Genomic DNA, 19700 nt, shown 5'->3' with positions numbered 1-19700 from the left:
GCGGCCGCGCACGGCAAGAGGTGTCCGTTATGACAGACAGCACGACGCGCCGGGTGACCAGCGCCGACGTCGCGAAGCGGGCCGGGGTCTCCCGGGCCACCGTCAGCTACGTGCTCAACGACACCCCGCACCAGACCATCTCGGCGGGCACCCGCAGCCGGGTGATCGAGGCGGCGACCAGCCTGGGTTACGCACCGTCCGCGGCCGCCCGCGCGCTGCGCACCGGCCGTTCCGACGTCGTGCTGTGCCTGCTGCCGGACTGGCCGATCGGGCCCGAGGTCGGCACGCTGCTCGGCAACCTCTCCACCGAGCTGGCCCGCAGCGGCCTGACGTTCGTGGCGCACCCGGGCAGCCAGGCCGACCGCCCGATCGCGGACCTGTGGAAGGCGATCACCCCGGCCGCGGTGCTGGCGTTCACCGACTTCACCCCGGCCGAGATCAACGCCATGCGCGCGGCCGGGGTGGCACTGGTCGTGGGCCTGCTCGGCCGCAGCGACTCGCCGCGCCGGGAGCTGGAGGTGCCGCAGCAGCGCGTGGGCCGCCTCCAGGCCGAGCACCTGATCGCGGCCGGGCACACCGTGATCGGGTACGCGTACCCCGACGACGACCGGGTGCGCATCTTCGCCGAGCCCCGCCTGGAGGGCACCAGAACCGCCTGCGCCGCCGGGGGAGTGGCCGAGCCGTCGGTACGCATCGTGCCCCTGGACGCCGACGCGGCGGCACCGGCCGTGAAAGCCTGGCACGACGAGGGCGTGACGGCGGTGTGCGCCTACAACGACGACGTCGCGATGGCGGTGCTGGCCGGGATGCGCCGGGTGGGCCTGCGCGCCCCGGCGGACCTGGCGGTCATCGGCGTCGACGACATCCCGGCGGCGCGGCTGGCCGTACCCGCGCTGACGACGGTGACCACCGACCAGGCGGCGGTGGCCGCCCACCTGGCCACGACGGTGCTGGCGGCGATCAACGGCCGGCCGGTCGCGCCGGGCGAGCTGAGCGGGATCGTCCAGGTCGTCCGGCGCGAGTCCGCCTGAGCCGGCCGCGTCCCGGCCGGCCACCCCGCAGGTTCAGAGGATGAGGCTCAGCACCAGGGCCAGAGCGAAGCCGATCGTGCCGAGCAGCGTCTCCATCACCGTCCAGGTCTTGAGGGTGGTCTTCTCGTCCATGCCGAAGAACCTGCTGACCAGCCAGAAGCCGGAGTCGTTGACGTGCGAGAGCACGGTGGCCCCGCCGGCGATGGCGATGACGATCAGGGCCAAATCGGGCGCGGACAGGCCGTTGGTGGCCTCGACGACCGGCGCGATGAGGCCGGCGGTGGTGGTCAGGGCGACAGTGGCCGAGCCCTGGGCGACGCGCAGCAGGACGGAGATGACGAACGCGGCGACGATCACCGGCAGCCCGGTGTCCTCCAGCACGCCGGCCAGTGCTTCGCCGATCCCGCTGGCCCGCAGCACCCCACCGAACATCCCGCCGGCGCCGGTGATGAGGATGACCGCACACACCGGTCCGAGGGCGCTGTTGACGACCGATTCGACCTTCTGCGCCGACGCCCCGCGGTGCCGTCCGAGCACCCACATGGCGACCAGCACGGTGATCAGGAGCGCGACCGGTGTGGAGCCGATGACCTTGGCCACGCCGACGATCGTGGAGTCCTCGTCGATGGTCCCGGCAGTCGCCAGGGTGCTGAGCCCGGTGTTGAAGAAGATGAGCAGGAGGGGGAGCAGCAGCAGTGCGATGACCGTCGCGAAGGACGGCGGGTTGACGCGGTGCCCGGCTTCGGCTTCACCGCCGGGGCCGCCCGACGGAGCGGCCACGCCGGGGGCAGTGCCGGCCACAGCCGCGCCGCCCGTGCCCGGTTGCCCGTCTGCCGCCTCGACATCGGCGTCCGGGGCGGTGCCGGCCGGCACCGACCGCACCGGCTCGTCCCCGCCGAAGACCTCGGGTACCGGCAGGTTGTAGCGCCGTCCGGCCCAGGTGCCGAACAGATAGCCGCCGAGAACCCACGTGGGCAGGCCGATCAGCAGACCGAACACCAGGGTGAGACCGATGTCGGCCCCGATGAGCTCGGCCGCCGCCACCGGGCCCGGATGCGGCGGGACGAACGCGTGCATGACCGCGAAGGCACCGGCCACCGGTAGGCCGTACAGCAGGATCGATCCGCCGAGTCGCAGAGCGATGGTGAACACGATCGGCAGGAACACGACGAAGCCGGCGTCGAAGAAGATCGGGAAGCCGAACAGCAGTGCGGCCACGCCCAGGGCCAGCGGGGCGCGTTTCTCGCCGAAGCGGCGTACCAGGCTGTCGGCCAGCACCTGCGCGCCGCCGCTGAAGTCGAGCAGCCGGCCCAGCATCGCGCCCAGGCCGACGAGCAGGGCGACGCTGGCCAGGGTCGAGCCGAAGCCGGAAGTCAGCGTGGTGACGATGTCGCCGAGCGGCACCCGGGCGGCCAGGGCGGTGAGCAGGCTGACCAGGATGAGGGCGACGAACGCGTGCAGCTTCAGCTTGATGATGAGGAACAGCAGCAGCAGGACGGCGGCCGCCGCGATGAGCAGGAGCGGGCCCGCCGAGTACGCCGGTTCGACGGCCTCGGCAGCGATGACGTGCACTTTCATGAAGCCCTCCTCGATGAAGCCGAGCTGCGCTGAGGTCCGGCGCAGGGGAGTCGATCTCAGGAGCCTTACACGAAACGGCCTCGGCGGCGCGCCGAGCGGCCGAGCTGCCCCGGTTCCGTCCAGCGCGCGTTCGACGACACCTCACCCTTGCAGGTCACGCCGCTGGTAGCCGACGGCACCTCCCACCGTCATGATGGCGGCGAGCCCGGCCATCACGAGCGTGGCGGTCCAGTCGGCGCCGGTGAGCGGGACCGGTGCCAGGTGGGCGAACGGTGAGAGCCGGCCGGCCCACGCCGGCGCGCCGATGCTCTCGACGAACACCAGCAGCAGGAACCCGCCGGTGGCGGGCAGGGAACCGGCGACCGCGACGGCCCGCGGAACCCAGCCGGTGGCCAGGGTGGCCAGGCCGAGGCTGAGCATCACGATCGGAAGCGTGTTCCAGGCCCCGCCAGGGCGGTGGGCAGCCCCAGGTCACCTCCGGTCGCGGTGATGCCCGCCCAGACCGCCGTCCCGGCCACCGTGACCAGGGCCAGAGCGCCGCCGGTGGTGGCGGCGAGCTCGGCGGTGAGCAGACGCAGCCGGCTGACCGGCTGAGCGGACAACAGCGTCAGATGCCGGTTGGTCTCCGCGGCGACGTAGGCCGACATACGAACCGCGGTGAAAGCGCCCACCGGAAGAGCGAGCAGCGCGAACAGCGTCGCGATGAACCCTTCGACCGCGCCCAGACCGGTGAACCCGGCCCGGGCCGCCTCGTCGGCCAGTGCGGGATTGCCGGCCAGAAAGCCGGTGACCGACACCGTGGTGAACCCGATGAGCAGGTAGTAGGCGCCGACGCCGAGGGCCCAGCCGGTCAGTGGCCGTAGCAGGCGCCGCAGCGCGAACGTTTCCACAGTGCTGAGCAACCGCAGCCGTGGCCGGCGTCCGGAGGCGACCGCGATCAGGCCGCCCTGGACGTCACGGTGGCCGGCAGCGGCGAGCACGGCGGCGATCAGCAGGACGGTCACGGTGAGCAGGGTCAGCAGCGGCAGCACGCGGTTCCGCGCGTACGGCTCACTCAGGGCGAGCAGCCCGAACGGTGACAGCCAGCGCAGCCATCCCAGTTCGGTCAGGCCGTCGCCGATCATGCGGGCGAGCAGGCCGGTGCCGAGGACCGCCACGGCAGCACCGGTCGCGCCGGCCCGGGCCGGGAAGACCTGCGCCGCGAGCCCGGCAACGGCGACGAAGAACAAGCCCACGGCGCCGATCCCCGCGCCGTGCACCGCGGCACCGGCGGGATCGGTGCCGGCGAGCACCAGCACGGTCGTCACCGCGGCTCCGGCGGCGACCGGAACGCTCATGACGACGGCGAGATGGCGGGCGACCACCGCGCGCAGCGGCACCCGGCCGGCCAGCAGCACGTCCCATCGGCCGGCATCCTCCTCACCGCGGGTGATCCGGGTGGTGGCCAGGATCGCCCAGGCGGCGAGCAGGACGGTGACGACGGTGCCGACCCGCCATACCGTGAACCCGCCGGCCTGGTCGAGCGCCACCGGCTCACCGAACAGTGTGCGGATGGCGGGGTTGGCGGCGAGCCCGGCGATGCTCCGGGCGGCGGCGGGATCGGCCATGACGCTGGTGTAGGTGGCTGCGACCAGCGCGGGCATGGCCGCGGCGAGGCCCAGCACGAGGAGGCCGCCCCGACGGGTCTGGCGCACCGCGAGCTGGGTGACGGCCCGGCCGGCCGGCTTCATCGGGTGGCCTCGGCCGAGCCGTAGTAGTCGAGGAAGATCTCTTCGAGGGTCGGTTCGCGGATCACCAGCGCGGTGACGTCCGCGGCAGCCAGTGCCCGCAACGCCGGTGCGGGTGTCCCGGTGAGGGAGAACCGCAGCCGGTCCGCTCCGAGCTGCTCGACCGGGCCGACGCCGGGAAGCGTGTCGAGACCCGCCGGTGGCGCGCCGGTATAGGACACAGTCACCTCGGCGCGACGCAGCCCCCGAAGCTTGCGCATCGCGGCGATCTCGATGAGCCGGCCGGCCCGCAGGATCCCGACGCGGTCGCACACCGCCTCGACCTCGGACAGCTGGTGGGAGCTGAGGAACACCGTCTGACCGCGGTCGCGCGCCTGCCCGACGGCGGTGCGGAACTCGCGTTCCATCAGCGGGTCGAGGCCGCTGGTCGGCTCGTCGAGCACCAGCAACGGCGCACGGGTGGCGAAGGCCGCGACCAGGGCCACCTTCTGCCGGTTGCCGGTCGAATAGGTGCGGGCCGGCCTGGAGGTGTCGAGCGCGAACCGTTCCACGAGCTCGTCGCGGTAGGCCGGGTCGATGCCGGGGCCGGTGCGGGCCTGCAGATGCAGGATCTCCGCGCCGGTCAGGGTGGGCCACAGGGCCACATCGGCAGGCACGTACGCCAGCAGCCGGTGCGTCCGGGCGACGTCGGACGCGTCGCTGCCGAACACCCGGGCGCGTCCCGCTGACGGACGGGCCAGGCCCAGCAGCATGCGGATCGTCGTCGACTTCCCCGCGCCGTTGGGCCCGAGGAAACCGAAGACCTCACCGGCCGGTACTTCCAGCGACAGGCTGTCCACAGCCGTGAAACGGCCGTACCGCTTGGTCAGGTCGACGGTGTGCAGCGCACGATCGTTCATCACGGGGTCCTTGCCAGCCGACGCGGATATGACCGCCGACCAGGCTTCCCGGCACACCGGCAATGACCGTACTCCCCGTCCTCGCCGGCCGGGAAGCCCGGCCGGTGCCGGAGCCCGGCCTACCTCCCCGCCGGGGCTGCCACGCCGGCGGCCTCGGCGAAGGCGGCCGCGACCCGCTGCCGGTCACCACCGCCGGCCAGGACGGCGAGCAGCAGGATCCGGGCCTTGGCCGGATCGAGGAAGCCGGCCGGGATGAGCGCCCGCCCGATCAGGTCCCGCTCCGACCCGGGGTAGCTGTAGGTGCCGGTCAGCACCGGCCCGGCCAGCGTCCGCGAGGCCAGCACGACCGGCATCCGGTCCGCCAGCTCGGCCAGCGGCTCGGCCCACCAGTGCGGCAGATGCCCGGCCCCGAGGGCCGCGACCACCAGCCCGTCCGCGGCGAGATCCCGGTCCGGTGCGTCGGCGCCTAGGGCCGCGACGACCAGCGGTACGCGGGGCAGCAGGTCCCCCGCCGGCCGGGGCAGCACCACCCGGTGCCCGCCCGCGCCGACGAACCGGGCCCGGCCCTCGACGACCTGTCCCACCGGCCCACCGGTCGCCGACACGAAGGCCGCCACGCTGGTCGTGTGCGTCTTGCGAACCCGCGCCGCCGTGTGGATGTCGTCCGCGAACGCCACCAGCACACCCCGCCCGCGCGCTCCCGGGTCGGCCGCGACCGTCAGGGCCGCCAGCAGATTCGCCGGACCGTCCGCCCCGGCCACCAGTGCCGGACGCATCGACCCGGTCACCACCACCGGCTCGGGCCGGTCGTGCAGCAGATCGAGCAGGTACGCGCACTCCTCGAGCGTGTCGGTGCCCTGGGTGACCACCACGCCGTCCGCCCCGCCGGCCAGCAGGTCGTTGATCAGCCGGGACAGCGCCACGATGTCCGCCGGGCGCAGGGAGGCGCTGGGCACGTTCGCCACGTCGACGAGCGCCAGGTCGAGGCCCAGCGCGGCCGCACCCGGCACCGCCGAGACCAGATCGCCGGCGCTGAGAGCCGGCGCGGCCCCGCCACCGGGCGTCGCCGTCATCGCGATGGTCCCGCCCAGCCCGCACACCACGATCGTCGTCACGGCCGCCACCCTACGCACTGACAACAGACGCACAGGCTGGGCACATGGCCAGCCCAGCCGGGCAGCGTTGGGTGGGTGGTAGCACGCGAAGAGCGAGACCTGGGGGTCATCGAGATGCTGGTGCAGCTGAACCGGAACGAGAGCAACCGTACGTTAACTCCGAACTCCACCGCGGTGCCGGTGGCCGACCTGAACTCGCTGCGGCGCAGTCCCGTCGTCGCCGTGCTCGGGCAGCGAGGGCGGGTCGCCGCCTTGCGCGCCCACCTGCCGGCCGGGTGGGTGCTGCGCTACCCGCGTGATCTCGACGGCGTGCGGGCCGGCGAGATCGTGCTGTTCAGCGGGGCCACCGAGGCCGACGTGCTGGCCGCCCGGGCGTTGCTGCCGAGCCGTACCCGGGTCGTCGCCCTGGTCGACGAGGACGCCCCGGCTGAGCTCGTCGCCGCCGTGCTGACCGCCGGCGCGGACGTGTGCGTCCGTGGCGGGCTGGCGGCCATCCTGGCCAGTCACCTCGTCGCCTGCCGCCGCCGGCAGCTCGCCGAGCGGTGGAGCGACCTGCGGGACTCCCTGCCGACCTAGCGGGCCGGCGCCGCCGCGGACCCGGCCGGCGGCACCGGTCGACCTCGGCTTCATGCGCTGGCTCACCGTGCAGGTCCCCGGCCGCCCGGAACGCCAGGTCCTGCCGGAGACGCCGGGCGGCCCGGCGATGTCCGAAGAGACCGCGCAGCAGGTCCGCGAGCTGCTGAGCAAGAGGGCGGTATCGACTGCGGCCTGCGCGATCCCTTCGGCAACGCGACCCGGTTCACCCAGCCGCTGTCCTGAACGACCGGCGCACGGCCTCCGGTACCACGACCGAGGTGAGCGCGGACGCGGCGGTCGCGCTCAGCGCCGAGGCCGGCGCCGGGTCGAAGGGTGAGCCCTCCGGCCGGCACACGGTGCCCGCGGCCGGCACCCGGCTGGTCAGCAGGTACCGGGTCACCTTGGTGTCCACGCAGGTGTTGCCGGCGATGAAGTAGGCGGCGTGCCCCCAGCCGGCGTAGGACAGCAGCCGGGAGTTCGGCAGCAGCCGGGCCGCCGCGACGGCGCCCTGGTAGCGGGTCGCGGGGTCGAAGTAGTTGCCGACGACCAGCACGGGTGCCGCGGTGCGGGCCGTCCACGGGCCGAGGTGCCGGTCCTGTCCGGCGGTGCGCGGCCAGGAGCGGCAGGCGCTCCAGGCCCAGTTCCAGATCCGGCCGAAGTAGCCGTACCGCTGCTCGGCGCGGTCCGCGGACCGTTGCCAGTCCACCAGCGACCGCGGGTTGACGGTGTCGGAGCACGTCACGCCGGGGGAGCCCTCGACGTCGTTCGGATACTCCTCCTGCGGCCGGGCCGCCAGCCCGAGCCCGGCGCGGACGGTGGCCAGCCGCTGCCCGAGGACGGCCGGCGTCAGCTGCTCGTGCACGGCGTCGAGGAAGAACGCCAGGTCGGGCCAGATCTGCGGGCTGTACAGGGCACCCAGCGTGGTGGCGATCAGGTCGTTGTAGGTGAACGGGTAGCTCTCGCCGGAGAACGGGTCGACGATGGTCGCCGGGTCCCCGCGCAGGCGGTGCGCCAGCTGGGCGTACCGCCGGCTCGCGTCGCCGGAGAAGGCGCAGTCCGGACCGGCCGCGTCGCACAGCCGGAAGAACTCGCCGAGGGTCCGGCGGGCGCCGTCGGCGCTGGCGATCCGGGTGCCGACCGGGACGCTCCGGGCGTCGCGCCCGTGCCCGGTGGCCCACGCCACCGGGTCGACCACGGCGTCGATGACCAGGGCCCGGACCCGCGACGGGAACAGGTTGGCGTAGTTCTGCCCGAGCAGCGAGCCGTACGAGTAGCCGAGGTAGCTCAGCTTCCGGTCACCGAGCAGCTCGCGCAGCAGATCCATGTCCCGCGCGGCGTCGGCGCTGGACATGTGGTCGAGAATGGCGCCGCCGTGCCGGGCGCAGGCGGCGGCCAGCTGGTCGTCCGACACCCGCTGCTGCCGTTCCTCGGCCGGGGTCTCGGGGTACGGGAACGGCGGCAGCACCGCGATCGCCTGCTCGTAGGTGTCGAAGCAGCGCAGTGGTGTGCTGCGGTAGATGCCGCGCGGATCGAAGCCGACGATGTCGAAGCGGGCCTGGATCTCGGCCGGCAGGCTGCGCGCCGCGGCCCGGGCGAAGTCGACCCCGGAACCGCCGGGACCACCGGGGTTGAGCAGCAACGAGCCGATGCGCCGCCCGGGACCGGCGGCGGGCAGCCGCACCAGCGAGACGGCGATCTGCACGCCGCGCGGACGGTCGTAGTCGAGCGGGGCCGGGACGGTGGCGCACTCGAAACCGTCCCCGCACGCCGCCCAGGCCACCCGGGAAACGGGGGCGGCGGCACGGGCCGGTGACAGCGGAACGGTGACGAGTGCGGCGGTGACGGTGGCTACGGCGGCGACAGCGATCCCGCGGCGCCATTGCTTCGGATGGGTCATGAGCACTCCCGTGACGGGTCCAGTGACTGACTACCTTCGCGAGCTCCGCCGCCGAGGATAGTCGTCGCTGTCTATGTGTCCGCGGTCCCGCGCCGCCGGTCCGGTCAGCTCAGGGCGGGCGGGACCGGCTCGCTGTCGGTCCACTCGGCCTTGAGCATCGAGGTCGCCGTCTCCGGCGTGCCGTCCGTGGCCTGGGAGCCGAAACCCAGGAACGTGTAGTCCCGCGGGTTCAGGATGATCCAGTCGTCGGCGAGGTAGCTGATCCCGATGCCCTGCCGGCCCGTGGCGTCCTCGCGGATGCCCACGTTGCGGACCCCGGGAACCCGGGACAACACCGTGAAGGCGGCCGCGCGCAGCTCCGGTGTGGCCGGCGCGAACGTCAGCAGCTCCGTCATCATGACGTACACCCCGAGATCGCCGGGGTCCCGGCCGTTCCTCCGCAGGTCGTCCAAAGCCGCCGCCCGGAGGGCGTCCGGTTCGGCCGGTAGCCGGGCGAGCTCGAACGGGTCGTAGAGGTTGAACACCTCGATGCGGAAGCCGGACTCGACGCGTTGCAGCCGGCCGGCCTCGGGCCTGGTGGACAAGGTGACGTACCGGGCGCCGGTCGGCGGGTCCACGAACGTCTCGAACTCCGTGGGTGATCCGGCGCGCTCCCACGCGGCCCGGTCCGTCGCCGACCACGGATAGGCGCCGAGGTTCTGCGACCCCAGCCAGGTCCCGTCCTCCGGGTTCCTCGGCTGCCAGACATCGGCGACGTGCCGCCGGCCGACGTCGAAGGTTTCGCCGCCCGCCCGGCCACGGACACCCGCGCCGCTCTTGCGGACGATCTGGACCCGCCAGTACCGGCCGGTGCCGGCCGGCTTCGCCGCTGCCTGGTGGGCCGCGGCCAGCAGCAGCTCGGGGGCCGTGGCCGTCGGGCCGGGCCGGGTGCCCTCGGGCGCGATCGCGGCGATGCTCCCAGCGGCGATGCCCACGGCGACCGCGGCCGCGACCGCGACCCCGGCGAACCGGCGCCAGGTCGTGCGCGACGGACGGGCCGCCCGGCTGCCGGCGATCTCGTCGGTGAGCCGTCTGCGGGCGTCGGTCGTGGCCCCGGTGGACGGCGGCGGCTCGGACAGCAGGGCACGGATCATCTCGTCCATCAGGATTCCCCTCTGTCGCCGAGCGCCTTCCGGACGCTCCGGCGGGCGCGGTTGAGCCGGGATCCGACGGTTCCGGGCGGCACGCCGAGCGCCGCCGAGATCTCGGCGTAGTTGAGCCCGGCCACGGCGACGAGGAGCAACACGTCGCGGTCGCGGGTGGGTAGAGCGGCCAGTGCCCGGGCCAGGACCGGGCGCATGAGGGCGGCCGCGGCCCGGTCGACCGCGGCGTCGCCGGCGTCCGGTGGCGTGTCGACCGGCAGTTTGGCCAGTGCACGGTAGCGGCGTTCCTCGTCGCGGTGCTGCCGGCGGATCAGATTGGTGGCTATGCCGAACAGCCAGGCGCGGACGCTGCCGCCGGCCCGGGTCCGGAAGCGGCCGCGGGTGCGGAAGGCGACGAGGAACGTCTCGGCGGCCACGTCGTCGGCCGGCTCGCCGCCGAGGCGGCTCGCCGCGTACCGCCGGATCGCGGCGTGGTGGCGGTCGAACAGCACGGCGAACCGGTCGGGCTCGGCGTGCGACGCGAACAGGGCATCCGCGTCGGCGTCGGCCGTGTCGGCGAGCGCGGTCACGTGCGTCTCATGAGGCGGGCCTCCGGGGCTCCGGTCGGTCGGGGTCGGGTATTGATGCCCGAACCCCTCCAGAGCCTTCACGGCCCGGTGCTACTGCGGCGCCGGTCGGACGGTCAGGATCTGCTCGGCCCGGCCGACCGGCCCGTCCAGGTCGTGCAGCGTCGTCGTGGTCAGGCCGTGGCCACGCGGGCCGAACACCACCGACGTGTCCAGCCCGGTCCAGCGGCCGCGCGGCTGCCGGTGCAGGTGGATGGTCAGGTCCAGGTTCGGGAAGAGCCATTCCTCGGGCGACTCGCGGATCGCGATCCCGTTGGCGGTGTCCACCAGGGCCAGGAAGCCGGCCAGCTCGCTGACCGGCTCGCCGGCCAGCAGATCCAGCCCGGTGGAGATCCAGGCGGTCGTGCGGCCCGGCCGCACCGGGCCGATCGGGCGTACGTCCAGCGTGGTGATGAACTCACCCGGCCACGCGTCGGACATCGCCCACCTCGGCACCGACTCCGGGCCGGGCAGCGCCGCGGCCTGGCCACCGGCCGCCCCGGCCGTGTCCAGCTCGGCCAGGCGCCACACCCGGGCCCGTACGGCGGGACGGCCCCGGGCGACCACGACCGCTTCGAGGAGTTCGATGGTGCGTCCCGGCCGTACCGTCTCAATGTGGATCTCGAAGTCCTCCAGCTTGAGCACGCCGAGGATGTCCATGCTGACCCGGGCGACCACCAGGCCGTCGGCGCCGCGGGCGGCCGTGAACTGCTCGACCGCGTGCACGATCAGGCCGGTCATCGGGCTGATGTGCTGCTCGTCGACGGCCCAGGCGCCGCCGGTCGCGGCGGTGGGCCGGAACCGTCCGGGGCCGGTCCGCTCGAAGTAGCTGATCATTGCCCGACCCTACGGGTCGTCCCGGCCGTGGATCCCGGTGCCCGGGTACCCGGGGCACCGCCCGCGGGTCTTCGTTGTGTCCGGAAACACGGCTCGCCGGCGCAACCGTCTGACCAGGACCGCGGCGACGGAGAGTGACCCGGGCTACAGAGATCCGGTGGTCGCCGTCACTTCTGGAGTGAAGGTTTTACCTGGTCGGTTTGTTGCGGAAGCCCACAGTCGGGATGGTTGTTGCAGGAAGCGACGACGCTTTCGTCGTCACTCATCGTGAGGAGAAGGATCATGCCTTTTACCACCCAGCTGCGCGACGTCCGCGTGAACCTGGCGAACCGTCGCACCGAGCGGATCGCCCGGCGGCGGCTCAGCGCCGAGCTCGCGGCGTTCCAGACCCCGGCCGAGCGCGCCGAGCTCGACTTCATCCTCGGCCGGCACACGCAGGAGGAGACGCGGGAGATCCGCGAGATCCTCAACCAGCAGGACTACGAGCGGCAGCGGGCCGGCAGCGGCATCGGCGGTTATCGCGGCTGACGCCCGGCCCGGCACGTGCACGGCCGAATGGGAACGGCTCAGACCCGAGAACGGCCCCGGCAGTGTCGCCGGGGCCGTTCTCGCTGGGTCACTCCTGCCCGGAGCGGTCCTCGCGGGCGCGCAGGCTGCCCGCGTGGGCGATCGTGTCCGGGTCCTTGCGCACCTTGAGGATGCTGGCCACGGTCGTGATGACCAGCACCGCGACGATGACGCCGAGCGAGACCGGGGTGCTGACCTCCGGCACCGCCGTGCTGATGTCCTTGTGCGCCCAGTGCAGCACCAGCTTGACGCCGATGAAGGCCAGGATGATCGACAGCCCGGTGGACAGGTAGACCAGCCGGTCCAGCAGGCCCTTCACCAGGAAGAACAGCGCCCGCAGGCCGAGCAGGGCGAACGCGTTCGCGGCGAAGACGATGAACGCCTCCTCCGTGACGCCGAAGACCGCGGGGATCGAGTCGAGCGCGAACAGCAGGTCGGCGCTGCCGATCGCGATCAGCGTGATGAACAGCGGGGTGGCGGTCCGCTTGCCGTCGATGCGGGTGAACAGCTTGCCGCCGACGAAGTCCTTGCTGACCGGGAAGAGCCGCTTGGCCCCGCGGACCACGGCGTTGTCGGGGTCGGGGTCCTCGTCGCGGTGCCGGAACAGCTGCACCGCCGTGAAGATCAGGATCAGGCCGAAGATCAGGAACATGAACGAGAACAGCGACAGCAGCGTCGCGCCCAGCGCGATGAAGATGACCCGCAGCACCAGCGCGATGATGATGCCGAAGGTCAGCACCTCCTGCTGGTACTTCTCCGGGACCGCGAAGGTGCCCATGATGATCACGAAGACGAAGAGGTTGTCGACCGACAGGCTCTTCTCGACGATGTAACCGGCGAAGTACTCCGTGCCGTAGTCCCAGCCGGCGATCGCGGCGAAGACGAAACCGAACGCGATCGCGATCGCGATGTAGAAGACCGACCAGGCGGTGGCCTCACGGAAACCGACGGCGTGCGGGCGCAGCACACCGAGGGCCAGGTCGAGGGCGAGCAGGGCGACGATGACCGCGATGGTCAGCGTCCAGCCGAGCGCGGTGACCTCCAGCATGGGGAAGGAACCTCCGGGCATGAGTCAGCGTGGGCGGTTGGCGGAATGTACCCACAAGGTTCCCTGGTCAGGCTGGGAAAATCCTGAATTCGCCTGGTCGGGGGCTCAGGCGACCTGGAACGAGCGCTTGGACAGGCCCATCCAGTAGCCCTCGATGCGCTGCTCCGGGCTCTGCTCCGGGTCCGCCGCGGCGCCCAGGGTGAGGAACATCGGCGCGAAGTGCTCGATCGTGGGGTGCGCGTACGGCATCCCGGGCGCCCGCTCCCGGAAGTCGGCCAGCTCGTCGATCGCCCCGCGGGCCAGCGTCTCGGCCGTCCAGGCGTCGAAGTCCCGCGACCAGCCCGGCGCCGCCGCCTCCGGCCGGAAGTCGCGCAGGAACGGCAGTCCGTGGGTGGTGAAGCCGGAGCCGACGATGAGCACACCCTCCTCGCGCAGCGGGGCCAGCCGGCGGCCGATCTCCAGCAGCCGGTCGGGCTCGAGGGTGGGCAGCGACATCTGCAGCACCGGGATGTCGGCGTCCGGGTACATGACCGTGAGCGGCACGTACGCCCCGTGGTCGAGCCCGCGGCCCGTACGGGTGACCCGTTCGCGGTCGGGCATCAGCTTCTCGATGCGCGTGGCGAGCTCGGGCGCGCCGGGCGCGCGGTACTGCACCTCGTAGTAGTGGCGGGGGAAGCCGCCGAAGTCGTAGACCAGCGGCACCGTCTCGGTGGCGCCGAGCATCAGGGGCGCCGACTCCCAGTGCGCGGAGGCCATCAGGATCGCCTTGGGCCGGGGCAGGTCCCGGGCGAGTTCCCGGAGCTGGCCGACCCAGGTGGGATCGTCGACCAGCGGCGGGGCGCCGTGGCTGAGGAACAGGGCGGGCATGGCGCTCATGGCGGCCTCCGAGACTTGACGCTTCAACTAACGAGCTCCACGATACGGCCCCTTAGTTGAGTCGTCAACTAAATGTGAGGCGACTGCGCCAGCCGTCCAGGATCCGTTGCGGCTCGGCGCCCAGCACGTCGGCGAGCAGCATCGCGTACACGTCCCGGAAGTCGACGGTGTAGCGCAGGTCGCCGTCGTCGAGGTCGGTCAGGCTGGGCGCCTCGCCGTAGAGGCCGCCCTGGATGCCGGCGCCGAGCAGCAGGACGTCGGAAGCGGTGCCGTGGTCCGTGCCGTCCGAGGCGTTGGCCCTGACCCGGCGGCCGAACTCCGAGTAGACCGCGACCACCACGTCCCGCCCGGCCTCGGTGCCGGCCATCCGCTGCACGAACGCGGCCAGCGGCCGGTCCAGCCTGGTCAGCAGCGCCTCCTGCGCGGTCTTCTCGTCGGCGTGCAGGTCGAAGCCGCCGAGTGAGACCGAGTAGACGCGGGTCGCCGCACCGGCCTCGACGCAGCGGGCGACCAGCGCGAGCTGCTGGTCCAGCGGCGGTGCCTGGCCGCCGGTCGCGGTCGCCTGGCCCGCGGCGTCGTCGTCCTCCCCCGCCTCGGCCGCGACGTCGGTCATCAGCCCCTGCACCCGGACCAGGTCGGCGAAGCAGGCCGCGGCCCGCGCCTGCGCCGGCGACTCACCGGCGGCGGCGGTGCCGAAACCGTCGAGGACGGGCTTCGTCACGCCCTTCGGCAGGGTCAGCGCCCCGCCGGGCACGGTCGCTCCCGCACTGGTGGCGCCGGCCAGCAGCGGCGGCAGGACCGGCTCGAACGAGATCGCCAGGCGCGGGTCGCCGCCGGCCGTGTCCAGCCACCGGCCCAGCCAGCCGGTGGTGCCGGGGCGCTGCGGGGCGGCCGTCTGCCAGATGTCCATGGAACGGAAGTGGCTGCGGTCGGGCTTCGGATAGCCGACGCCGCGCACGACGGCGAGGCGCTGCTCGCCGTACAGGGTGTGCAGTCCCTTCAATCCCGGGTTGAGCCCGACGCCGTCCTCGAGCGCGAGCACCTGCCCCGGTTCGTAGGCGAGGCCGGGCCGGGCCGCGGCATAGGCCGGATCCGCGTACGGGATGACGGTGTTCAGCCCGTCGTTGCCGCCGTAGAGCGTGACGAGCACCAGGATCCGGCCGGGCTCGCGGTCCCCGGCGGTGGCGAGGATGTCGCGCAGGGCGTACGCGGAGCCGCCGGCCGCGAGCGCACCCGCCGCGACGACGCCGCTGGCGGTCAGGAATCGGCGCCGGGTGATCATGTCCATGGTTTCGCCTTCAGTCCTTTCAGGGGTGGTGGAGGGGCGGTCGGACGGGTTTCCCTTCAGTGGACGGCGTATTCGGGGCTGGCCAGGCCGAGGGCGAGCAGCCGCCGTGGCTCGCCGGCCGCGGCCCGCAGCACGGCCGCGGTCCGGTCGGTCCAGCCGTCGACGACCAGCAGCCGGGCCAGGGCCTCGACCCGGTCGTCCCGGCCCGCCTCGGCCAGCTCCTCGACCGCGCCGCCGGCCAGGGCGGTCAGCGTCTGGCCGTGCTGGAGCCGGAACCGGGCCGACGAGGTCGTCAGCCAGGCCGCGCCGACCGGCCAGCCACCCACGCTCGGCGGCCGGAACGGCACCTGCCCGAGCGCGCGCAACCCGGCGAGGATCTGCTGCTGTTTGTTCTCCGGCAGCTCGGTCACGTCGACGCGCAGCTGCCGGACCGCGCCCACCATCCACTCGACCGGCTGCTTGACGAGCCGGCCGGCGGTCGCCGCGAAGGCGGGATCGGTCGCGAGCGCGCGCAGCATCGCGCTGGTGCCGGTGCGGCTCGCCGCGATCAGCCGGGCGGCGGTGTCCGGCCCCGGTGCCGCACCCGAGCCGTAGCGCACCCAGAGGCGCTGGGCCAGGAAGGGCGCGTGGGCCGGATGCCGGACCAGCAGGTCGGCGTAGGAGTCGACGTCGAAGCGGCCGGTGCTGCCCAGCAGCGTGACGGGTGCGTCGTCGTGACGGCGGGGGAGCAGCTCGGCGGTGCCGGCCGCCCGGTCGACCTGCCAGCCGGTGAGCACCCGCGCGCCGGCCTTCACGTCGGCCTCGCCGTAGCTGCCGACGCCGAGGGTGAACAGCTCCATCAGCTCCCGGGCGAGGTTCTCGTTCGGGGCCCGGCGGGTGTTCCTCTGCCCGTCGAGCCAGAGGATCAGCGCCGGATCGCGCAGCATCGCCCGGACCAGTGGCCCGGTCGGTCCGCCGCCGTAGCGCCGGAGCGTCTGCTGCTGGGCGAGCATCAGCGGGGCCGAGCGGACCTTCTGGGCCGACGTCGCCCAGTGGCCGTGCCAGAAGAAGGTGAGCTTCTCGGCCGCCCCCGGCTCCGCAGCCATCCGGGCCAGCCACCAGCGGGTCGCCGTGGTCAGCTGCGCGCGGGCCGCCTGGCGTGCCTTCTGCTTCTCCTCGCGGCTCGCGCCCTTGGGCGGCGGGCCGCCCGGTTCCAGGCCGGGCAGGTCGGCAGTGCGGCCGATCGGCTCGAGCACCTTGTCCAGGGTGGCGCCGATCCCCGCGCGTGCGGCCGCGTCGACCTCGGCGGCCGTCGGTCCGAAGGTGAGCCTGCGCAGGAGATGGGACGCCGTGGCGCGGTCGGTCATGGCGGTGACGCTAGGCCGGGCGGGTAAGCGTTCGGTAAGGGTGGCGTTCGGTGCGCGTTCGAGGCGCCCAGCACATGAAGACGATGTTAACTTTCTCGATCTCATGGCGGACATAACCGCAGCTCAGCACCATCCTGCACGATGCATTGAGGATCCGGCCACTCTGGACATTGCGCGTCGCCCGGGGCGCTGGCAAGCTACGCGGTGTTGCTTGGACGCCGCTGACCGTAACCGGCCGTGGCGCCGCTGTCATGCCTCGGTCAGCATGCCCTCACCGCCCGTCATCATGGCCCGCGGTCGCTCGGCCGTGTCCGCGTACGGGGGAAAGGAGACCGCCGAGTGGCGACCACCCAGCTGCCGCTCGCCGACGACCTGTATCTGGCCGCCCACGACGCCGGTCGTGGCCGTTGCCTGCTGACCCCCGCCACCCTCGGCCTCGGCCTGGCCGCCGGCCTGCTCGGCGAGCTGGTCTTCTGGCGCCGCCTGGAGCTGTACGACGACCAGGTCACCGTGCTCGACGAACGCCCCACCCCGGAACCGGCCACCGCCGCCGTCCTCCAGCAGTTGCTGCTCGAGAGCCACCACCGCCGGATCCGCGACTGGATCGCCTTCCTGGCCACCGGCGTGGCGACCGAGCTGGTCGAGCGCCGCCTGGCCCGCGCCGGCCTGGTGCGCCGGGTGGAGAAGCGCGGCCTGCTCGGCACCAAGGTCCGTTTCGTGCCGACCGACCCCGCGACCGCCGCCTGGCCCGGCACCCGGATCCGCATCGCCGCCACCCGCGGTGAGCTGCTGGACGGCCCCGATCTCGTGCTCGCCGGGCTGGTGCTGGCCACCGGCCTCGATCAGCACGTGCTCGTCACGCTCGAAGCCCGCGAGCGCGATCACCTGTTCGACCAGCTGCGCCGGCGGATGCCGGCCACGCTGCAGCATCTCGTCGGCCACGCAGAGGCCGCCGTCGGCGACGCCGTGATGGCCCGTCGCGCCTGACACCCCCTCCGTCCCGTTGGGAGATCCCCCGTGTCCCGCACCTCCACCCCCGCCAGACCGAGCCAGCTCTCGACCGCCCTGGCCCGCGACCGCCTCGGCGTCGCCGCCGTGGTGTTCTTCGTGATGTCGGCCGCCGCGCCGCTGACCGTCGTGGCCGGCGTCGTGCCCACCGGCCTCGCGGTCACCGGCCTCACCGCCATCTCGATCGCGTTCCTCGCCGTCGCGCTCGTGCTCGCCGTCTTCGCGGTCGGCTACGTCGCGATGGCGCGGCACATTGCCAACGCCGGCGCCTTCTACGCCTACATCGCCCGGGGCATCGGCCGCCCCTTCGGGGTCGGCGCGGCGTGGGTCGCGCTGCTGGCCTACAACAGCTTCCAGATCGCCTCGTACGGCGGCTTCGGCGCGATCGCCGCCCCGCTGTTCGCCGACTGGTTCGGTGTCGAGCTGCCGTGGTGGGGCATCTCGCTGGTGGCCTGGGCGCTGGTCGCCGTCCTGGGCGTGCGCGACGTCGCGGTCAACGGCAAGGTGTTGGCCACTCTGCTCATCGCCGAGATCGTGCTCGTCGTGATCTTCAGCGTCGCCGACATGCTCACCCCCGACTTCGCGGCGTCGTCCGCCCCGCTCAACCCGGGCAGCCTGGTCGGCGCGGGCGCCGGGGCGTTGCTGGTCATGGCGGTCACCGGCTTCGTCGGCTTCGAGCAGTCCGTGGTGTTCAGCGAGGAGTCCCGCGACCCGCGCCGCACCGTGCCCCGGGCCACGTACATCGCGGTGGCGCTGATCGCCGTGCTGTACGCCTTCTCGGCCTGGGCGATGATCTCCGCCGCCGGCCCCGACCCGGTCGCCCGGGCCGGCGCCGAGGGCCCGGAGCTGTTCTTCAACCTCGCGTCGGACCGGCTCGGCGGCACCGCCCTGCACCTGGGCCACGCGCTGTTCCTGACCTCGCTGATCGCCGCGATGATCTCGTTCCACAACATCATCGCCCGCTACACCTTCTCCCTGGGCCGCGAGGGCGTGCTGCCCCGGGCGTTCGGCCGGACCGTGCCGGCCACCGGCGCGCCGAAGAACGGCTCGCTGGCCCAGTCCGCCCTCGGCCTGACCGCGATCCTGGTGTACGCGCTGGCCGGCTGGGACCCGCTGGTGCAGCTGTTCTTCTGGGGCGGCACCACCGGCGGCATCGGCGTGCTGCTGCTGATCACGGTCACCTCGGCCGCGGTGATCGGCTACTTCGCCCGCAACCCGGAGGGCGAGGACGCCTGGCACCGGATCGTCGCGCCGGTGCTGGGCACGGTGCTGCTGCTCGTGATGACGTACCTGGCCCTGACCAACATCGCCGTGCTGTTCGGCGTCGCGCCCGGTTCCACGCCGACCTGGGCCGTCCCGCTGGCGTACGCGGTGCTGACCCTGGCCGGCGTGCTCTGGGCGCTGATCCTGCGCCGCAGCCGGCCGCAGGTCTACCGCGGCATCGGCATGGGCGCGCGCAGCGCCGGCCACTCCTTCCGCGACGCCACATCGGAGGCCCACCAGTGAGTCACGTCATCCGCCCCGCCACCGAGGCCGAACTGCCGGCCGTCGGCGCCCTGATCGCGCAGTCCTTCGACGACCTGGAGCAGAACCGGTCCCTGGTCCCGGATCCGCAGTCCCGGCTGCGGGTGATGAGCGGCTTCTTCACCCTGCTCACCGAGCACGCGCCGCTGTGCGGCAAGGTCGACGTGATCGACGCTCCGGCCGGCGGCCTGGCCGCGGCCGCGGTGTGGTTCGACCGTACGCACGAGATGCCGGAGATCCCGCACTACGACGAACGCCTGGCCGCGCTGGCGGGGGAGTGGCTGCCGCACTTCCACGCCCTGGACGAGCTGTTCGACAAGCACCACCCGGTGGAACCGCACTGGCACCTGGCGTTCCTGGCGGTGCACCCGGACCACCAGAGCCGGGGCCTGGGCGGTGCGCTGATGGACAGCACCCACCAGGACCTGGGCGGCACGGCCGCGTACCTGGAGGCGACCAACGAGGACAACATCCGCCTCTACCGCCGGTACGGCTACACCGACATGATGCCGTTCGACATCCGGATGCCGGACGACACCCCCTTCTACCGGATGTGGCGGGCCTGAGTCCCCCGATCGTGGCGGCGCTGTCCCTCGGCGTTCCGGGCAGCGCCGCCCCGGCACCTATGCTGCTGCG

At 73.2% G+C, this 19700-nt stretch carries 19 protein-coding genes; 6 read left to right on the top strand and 13 right to left on the bottom strand.

Annotation, left to right across the window (positions count from 1 at the left end):
- Nucleotides 1-29: 29 nt before the first annotated feature.
- The gene (locus Aau02nite_RS36880; protein WP_212993263.1) at nt 30-1031 is read left to right on the top strand and encodes a LacI family DNA-binding transcriptional regulator; all 1002 of its coding nucleotides are present in this window, start codon (nt 30-32) and stop codon (nt 1029-1031) included.
- A 33-nt stretch (nt 1032-1064) separates the two neighbouring features.
- On the opposite strand, the gene Aau02nite_RS36875 is transcribed toward Aau02nite_RS36880, so the two are convergent.
- The 5 genes from Aau02nite_RS36875 to Aau02nite_RS36855 all read right to left on the bottom strand — a co-directional run bounded on the left by Aau02nite_RS36875 (nt 1065) and on the right by Aau02nite_RS36855 (nt 6350).
- Nucleotides 1065-2609 (bottom strand): GntP family permease, encoded by a 1545-nt coding sequence (locus Aau02nite_RS36875; protein ID WP_212993262.1) that lies wholly within the window; start codon nt 2607-2609, stop codon nt 1065-1067.
- Nucleotides 2610-2750: 141 nt separating this feature from the next.
- A complete protein-coding gene (locus tag Aau02nite_RS36870) occupies nt 2751-3029 on the bottom strand; it encodes an efflux permease Rv1217c-related protein (RefSeq protein WP_498368221.1) in 279 nt (92 codons plus the stop codon).
- On the bottom strand, nt 3029-4339 hold the full coding sequence (locus tag Aau02nite_RS36865) for an efflux permease Rv1217c-related protein (protein ID WP_212993260.1): 1311 nt from the start codon (nt 4337-4339) through the stop codon (nt 3029-3031). The genes Aau02nite_RS36870 and Aau02nite_RS36865 overlap by 1 nt, the downstream gene beginning before the upstream one ends.
- Nucleotides 4336-5235, bottom strand: coding sequence for an ABC transporter ATP-binding protein (locus Aau02nite_RS36860; RefSeq protein ID WP_212993259.1), 900 nt, complete (start codon nt 5233-5235; stop codon nt 4336-4338). Before Aau02nite_RS36860 ends, Aau02nite_RS36865 begins: the two co-directional genes overlap by 4 nt.
- Before the next feature lie 119 nt (nt 5236-5354).
- Nucleotides 5355-6350: an asparaginase gene (locus Aau02nite_RS36855; protein ID WP_281421127.1), complete on the bottom strand. Its 996-nt coding sequence runs from the start codon at nt 6348-6350 to the stop codon at nt 5355-5357.
- Nucleotides 6351-6425: 75 nt separating this feature from the next.
- Here Aau02nite_RS36855 and Aau02nite_RS36850 point away from each other — a divergent pair, with 75 nt between their 5' ends.
- Nucleotides 6426-6926: a hypothetical protein gene (locus tag Aau02nite_RS36850; protein ID WP_246595714.1), complete on the top strand. Its 501-nt coding sequence runs from the start codon at nt 6426-6428 to the stop codon at nt 6924-6926.
- 223 nt (nt 6927-7149) lie between these two features.
- On the opposite strand, the gene Aau02nite_RS36845 is transcribed toward Aau02nite_RS36850, so the two are convergent.
- The 4 genes from Aau02nite_RS36845 to Aau02nite_RS36830 all read right to left on the bottom strand — a co-directional run bounded on the left by Aau02nite_RS36845 (nt 7150) and on the right by Aau02nite_RS36830 (nt 11407).
- Entirely contained in the window at nt 7150-8823 is a 1674-nt protein-coding gene (locus tag Aau02nite_RS36845) for an alpha/beta hydrolase (RefSeq protein WP_212993258.1), read from the bottom strand.
- A gap of 104 nt (nt 8824-8927) precedes the next feature.
- The gene (locus Aau02nite_RS36840) at nt 8928-9965 is read right to left on the bottom strand and encodes a CU044_5270 family protein (protein WP_212993257.1); all 1038 of its coding nucleotides are present in this window, start codon (nt 9963-9965) and stop codon (nt 8928-8930) included.
- Nucleotides 9965-10534, bottom strand: coding sequence for an RNA polymerase sigma factor (locus Aau02nite_RS36835; RefSeq protein WP_212993256.1), 570 nt, complete (start codon nt 10532-10534; stop codon nt 9965-9967). Before Aau02nite_RS36835 ends, Aau02nite_RS36840 begins: the two co-directional genes overlap by 1 nt.
- Before the next feature lie 90 nt (nt 10535-10624).
- A complete protein-coding gene (locus Aau02nite_RS36830; protein WP_212993255.1) occupies nt 10625-11407 on the bottom strand; it encodes a thioesterase family protein in 783 nt (260 codons plus the stop codon).
- Between the two features lie 282 nt (nt 11408-11689).
- Here Aau02nite_RS36830 and Aau02nite_RS36825 point away from each other — a divergent pair, with 282 nt between their 5' ends.
- Nucleotides 11690-11935 (top strand): hypothetical protein, encoded by a 246-nt coding sequence (locus tag Aau02nite_RS36825; protein ID WP_212993254.1) that lies wholly within the window; start codon nt 11690-11692, stop codon nt 11933-11935.
- An 88-nt stretch (nt 11936-12023) separates the two neighbouring features.
- On the opposite strand, the gene Aau02nite_RS36820 is transcribed toward Aau02nite_RS36825, so the two are convergent.
- The 4 genes from Aau02nite_RS36820 to Aau02nite_RS36805 form a co-directional block, all read right to left on the bottom strand.
- Entirely contained in the window at nt 12024-13022 is a 999-nt protein-coding gene (locus Aau02nite_RS36820) for a TerC/Alx family metal homeostasis membrane protein (protein WP_212993253.1), read from the bottom strand.
- A gap of 105 nt (nt 13023-13127) precedes the next feature.
- Nucleotides 13128-13898, bottom strand: coding sequence for a dioxygenase family protein (locus tag Aau02nite_RS36815; protein WP_246595713.1), 771 nt, complete (start codon nt 13896-13898; stop codon nt 13128-13130).
- A gap of 64 nt (nt 13899-13962) precedes the next feature.
- Nucleotides 13963-15186, bottom strand: a complete 1224-nt coding sequence (locus Aau02nite_RS36810; RefSeq protein ID WP_212993252.1) for a DUF1501 domain-containing protein — start codon at nt 15184-15186, stop codon at nt 13963-13965.
- Nucleotides 15187-15242: 56 nt separating this feature from the next.
- Complete coding sequence (locus Aau02nite_RS36805; RefSeq protein WP_212993251.1) at nt 15243-16532, bottom strand: DUF1800 domain-containing protein; 1290 nt, start codon at nt 16530-16532, stop codon at nt 15243-15245.
- Between the two features lie 339 nt (nt 16533-16871).
- Here Aau02nite_RS36805 and Aau02nite_RS36800 point away from each other — a divergent pair, with 339 nt between their 5' ends.
- Genes Aau02nite_RS36800 through Aau02nite_RS36790 form a run of 3 tightly spaced genes read left to right on the top strand, consistent with a single transcriptional unit; the run spans nt 16872 to nt 19630 of the window.
- The gene (locus Aau02nite_RS36800; RefSeq protein ID WP_212993250.1) at nt 16872-17519 is read left to right on the top strand and encodes a GOLPH3/VPS74 family protein; all 648 of its coding nucleotides are present in this window, start codon (nt 16872-16874) and stop codon (nt 17517-17519) included.
- Between the two features lie 30 nt (nt 17520-17549).
- Nucleotides 17550-19046: an APC family permease gene (locus Aau02nite_RS36795; protein ID WP_212993249.1), complete on the top strand. Its 1497-nt coding sequence runs from the start codon at nt 17550-17552 to the stop codon at nt 19044-19046.
- Complete coding sequence (locus tag Aau02nite_RS36790) at nt 19043-19630, top strand: GNAT family N-acetyltransferase (RefSeq protein WP_212993248.1); 588 nt, start codon at nt 19043-19045, stop codon at nt 19628-19630. The genes Aau02nite_RS36795 and Aau02nite_RS36790 overlap by 4 nt, the downstream gene beginning before the upstream one ends.
- Nucleotides 19631-19700 lie beyond the last annotated feature (70 nt).

It is taken from the genome of Actinoplanes auranticolor (assembly GCF_018332655.1).
In the GTDB taxonomy this organism is placed as follows: domain Bacteria; phylum Actinomycetota; class Actinomycetes; order Mycobacteriales; family Micromonosporaceae; genus Actinoplanes; species Actinoplanes auranticolor.
Note: the sequence above shows the minus strand (reverse complement) of the source record. Positions and strands in the feature narration are given on the sequence as shown.

Excerpts from the sequence above, each read along its gene's own strand:
- Aau02nite_RS36880 (WP_212993263.1), top strand. The coding sequence starts at position 30 with ATGACAGACAGCACGACGCGCCGGGTGACCAGCGCCGACGTCGCGAAG.
- Aau02nite_RS36875 (WP_212993262.1), bottom strand. The coding sequence starts at position 2,609 with ATGAAAGTGCACGTCATCGCTGCCGAGGCCGTCGAACCGGCGTACTCG.
- Aau02nite_RS36870 (WP_498368221.1), bottom strand. The coding sequence starts at position 3,029 with ATGCTCAGCCTCGGCCTGGCCACCCTGGCCACCGGCTGGGTTCCGCGG.
- Aau02nite_RS36865 (WP_212993260.1), bottom strand. The coding sequence starts at position 4,339 with ATGAAGCCGGCCGGCCGGGCCGTCACCCAGCTCGCGGTGCGCCAGACC.
- Aau02nite_RS36860 (WP_212993259.1), bottom strand. The coding sequence starts at position 5,235 with ATGAACGATCGTGCGCTGCACACCGTCGACCTGACCAAGCGGTACGGC.
- Aau02nite_RS36845 (WP_212993258.1), bottom strand. The coding sequence starts at position 8,823 with ATGACCCATCCGAAGCAATGGCGCCGCGGGATCGCTGTCGCCGCCGTA.
- Aau02nite_RS36840 (WP_212993257.1), bottom strand. The coding sequence starts at position 9,965 with ATGGACGAGATGATCCGTGCCCTGCTGTCCGAGCCGCCGCCGTCCACC.
- Aau02nite_RS36830 (WP_212993255.1), bottom strand. The coding sequence starts at position 11,407 with ATGATCAGCTACTTCGAGCGGACCGGCCCCGGACGGTTCCGGCCCACC.
- Aau02nite_RS36825 (WP_212993254.1), top strand. The coding sequence starts at position 11,690 with ATGCCTTTTACCACCCAGCTGCGCGACGTCCGCGTGAACCTGGCGAAC.
- Aau02nite_RS36820 (WP_212993253.1), bottom strand. The coding sequence starts at position 13,022 with ATGCTGGAGGTCACCGCGCTCGGCTGGACGCTGACCATCGCGGTCATC.
- Aau02nite_RS36815 (WP_246595713.1), bottom strand. The coding sequence starts at position 13,898 with ATGAGCGCCATGCCCGCCCTGTTCCTCAGCCACGGCGCCCCGCCGCTG.
- Aau02nite_RS36810 (WP_212993252.1), bottom strand. The coding sequence starts at position 15,186 with ATGGACATGATCACCCGGCGCCGATTCCTGACCGCCAGCGGCGTCGTC.
- Aau02nite_RS36805 (WP_212993251.1), bottom strand. The coding sequence starts at position 16,532 with ATGACCGACCGCGCCACGGCGTCCCATCTCCTGCGCAGGCTCACCTTC.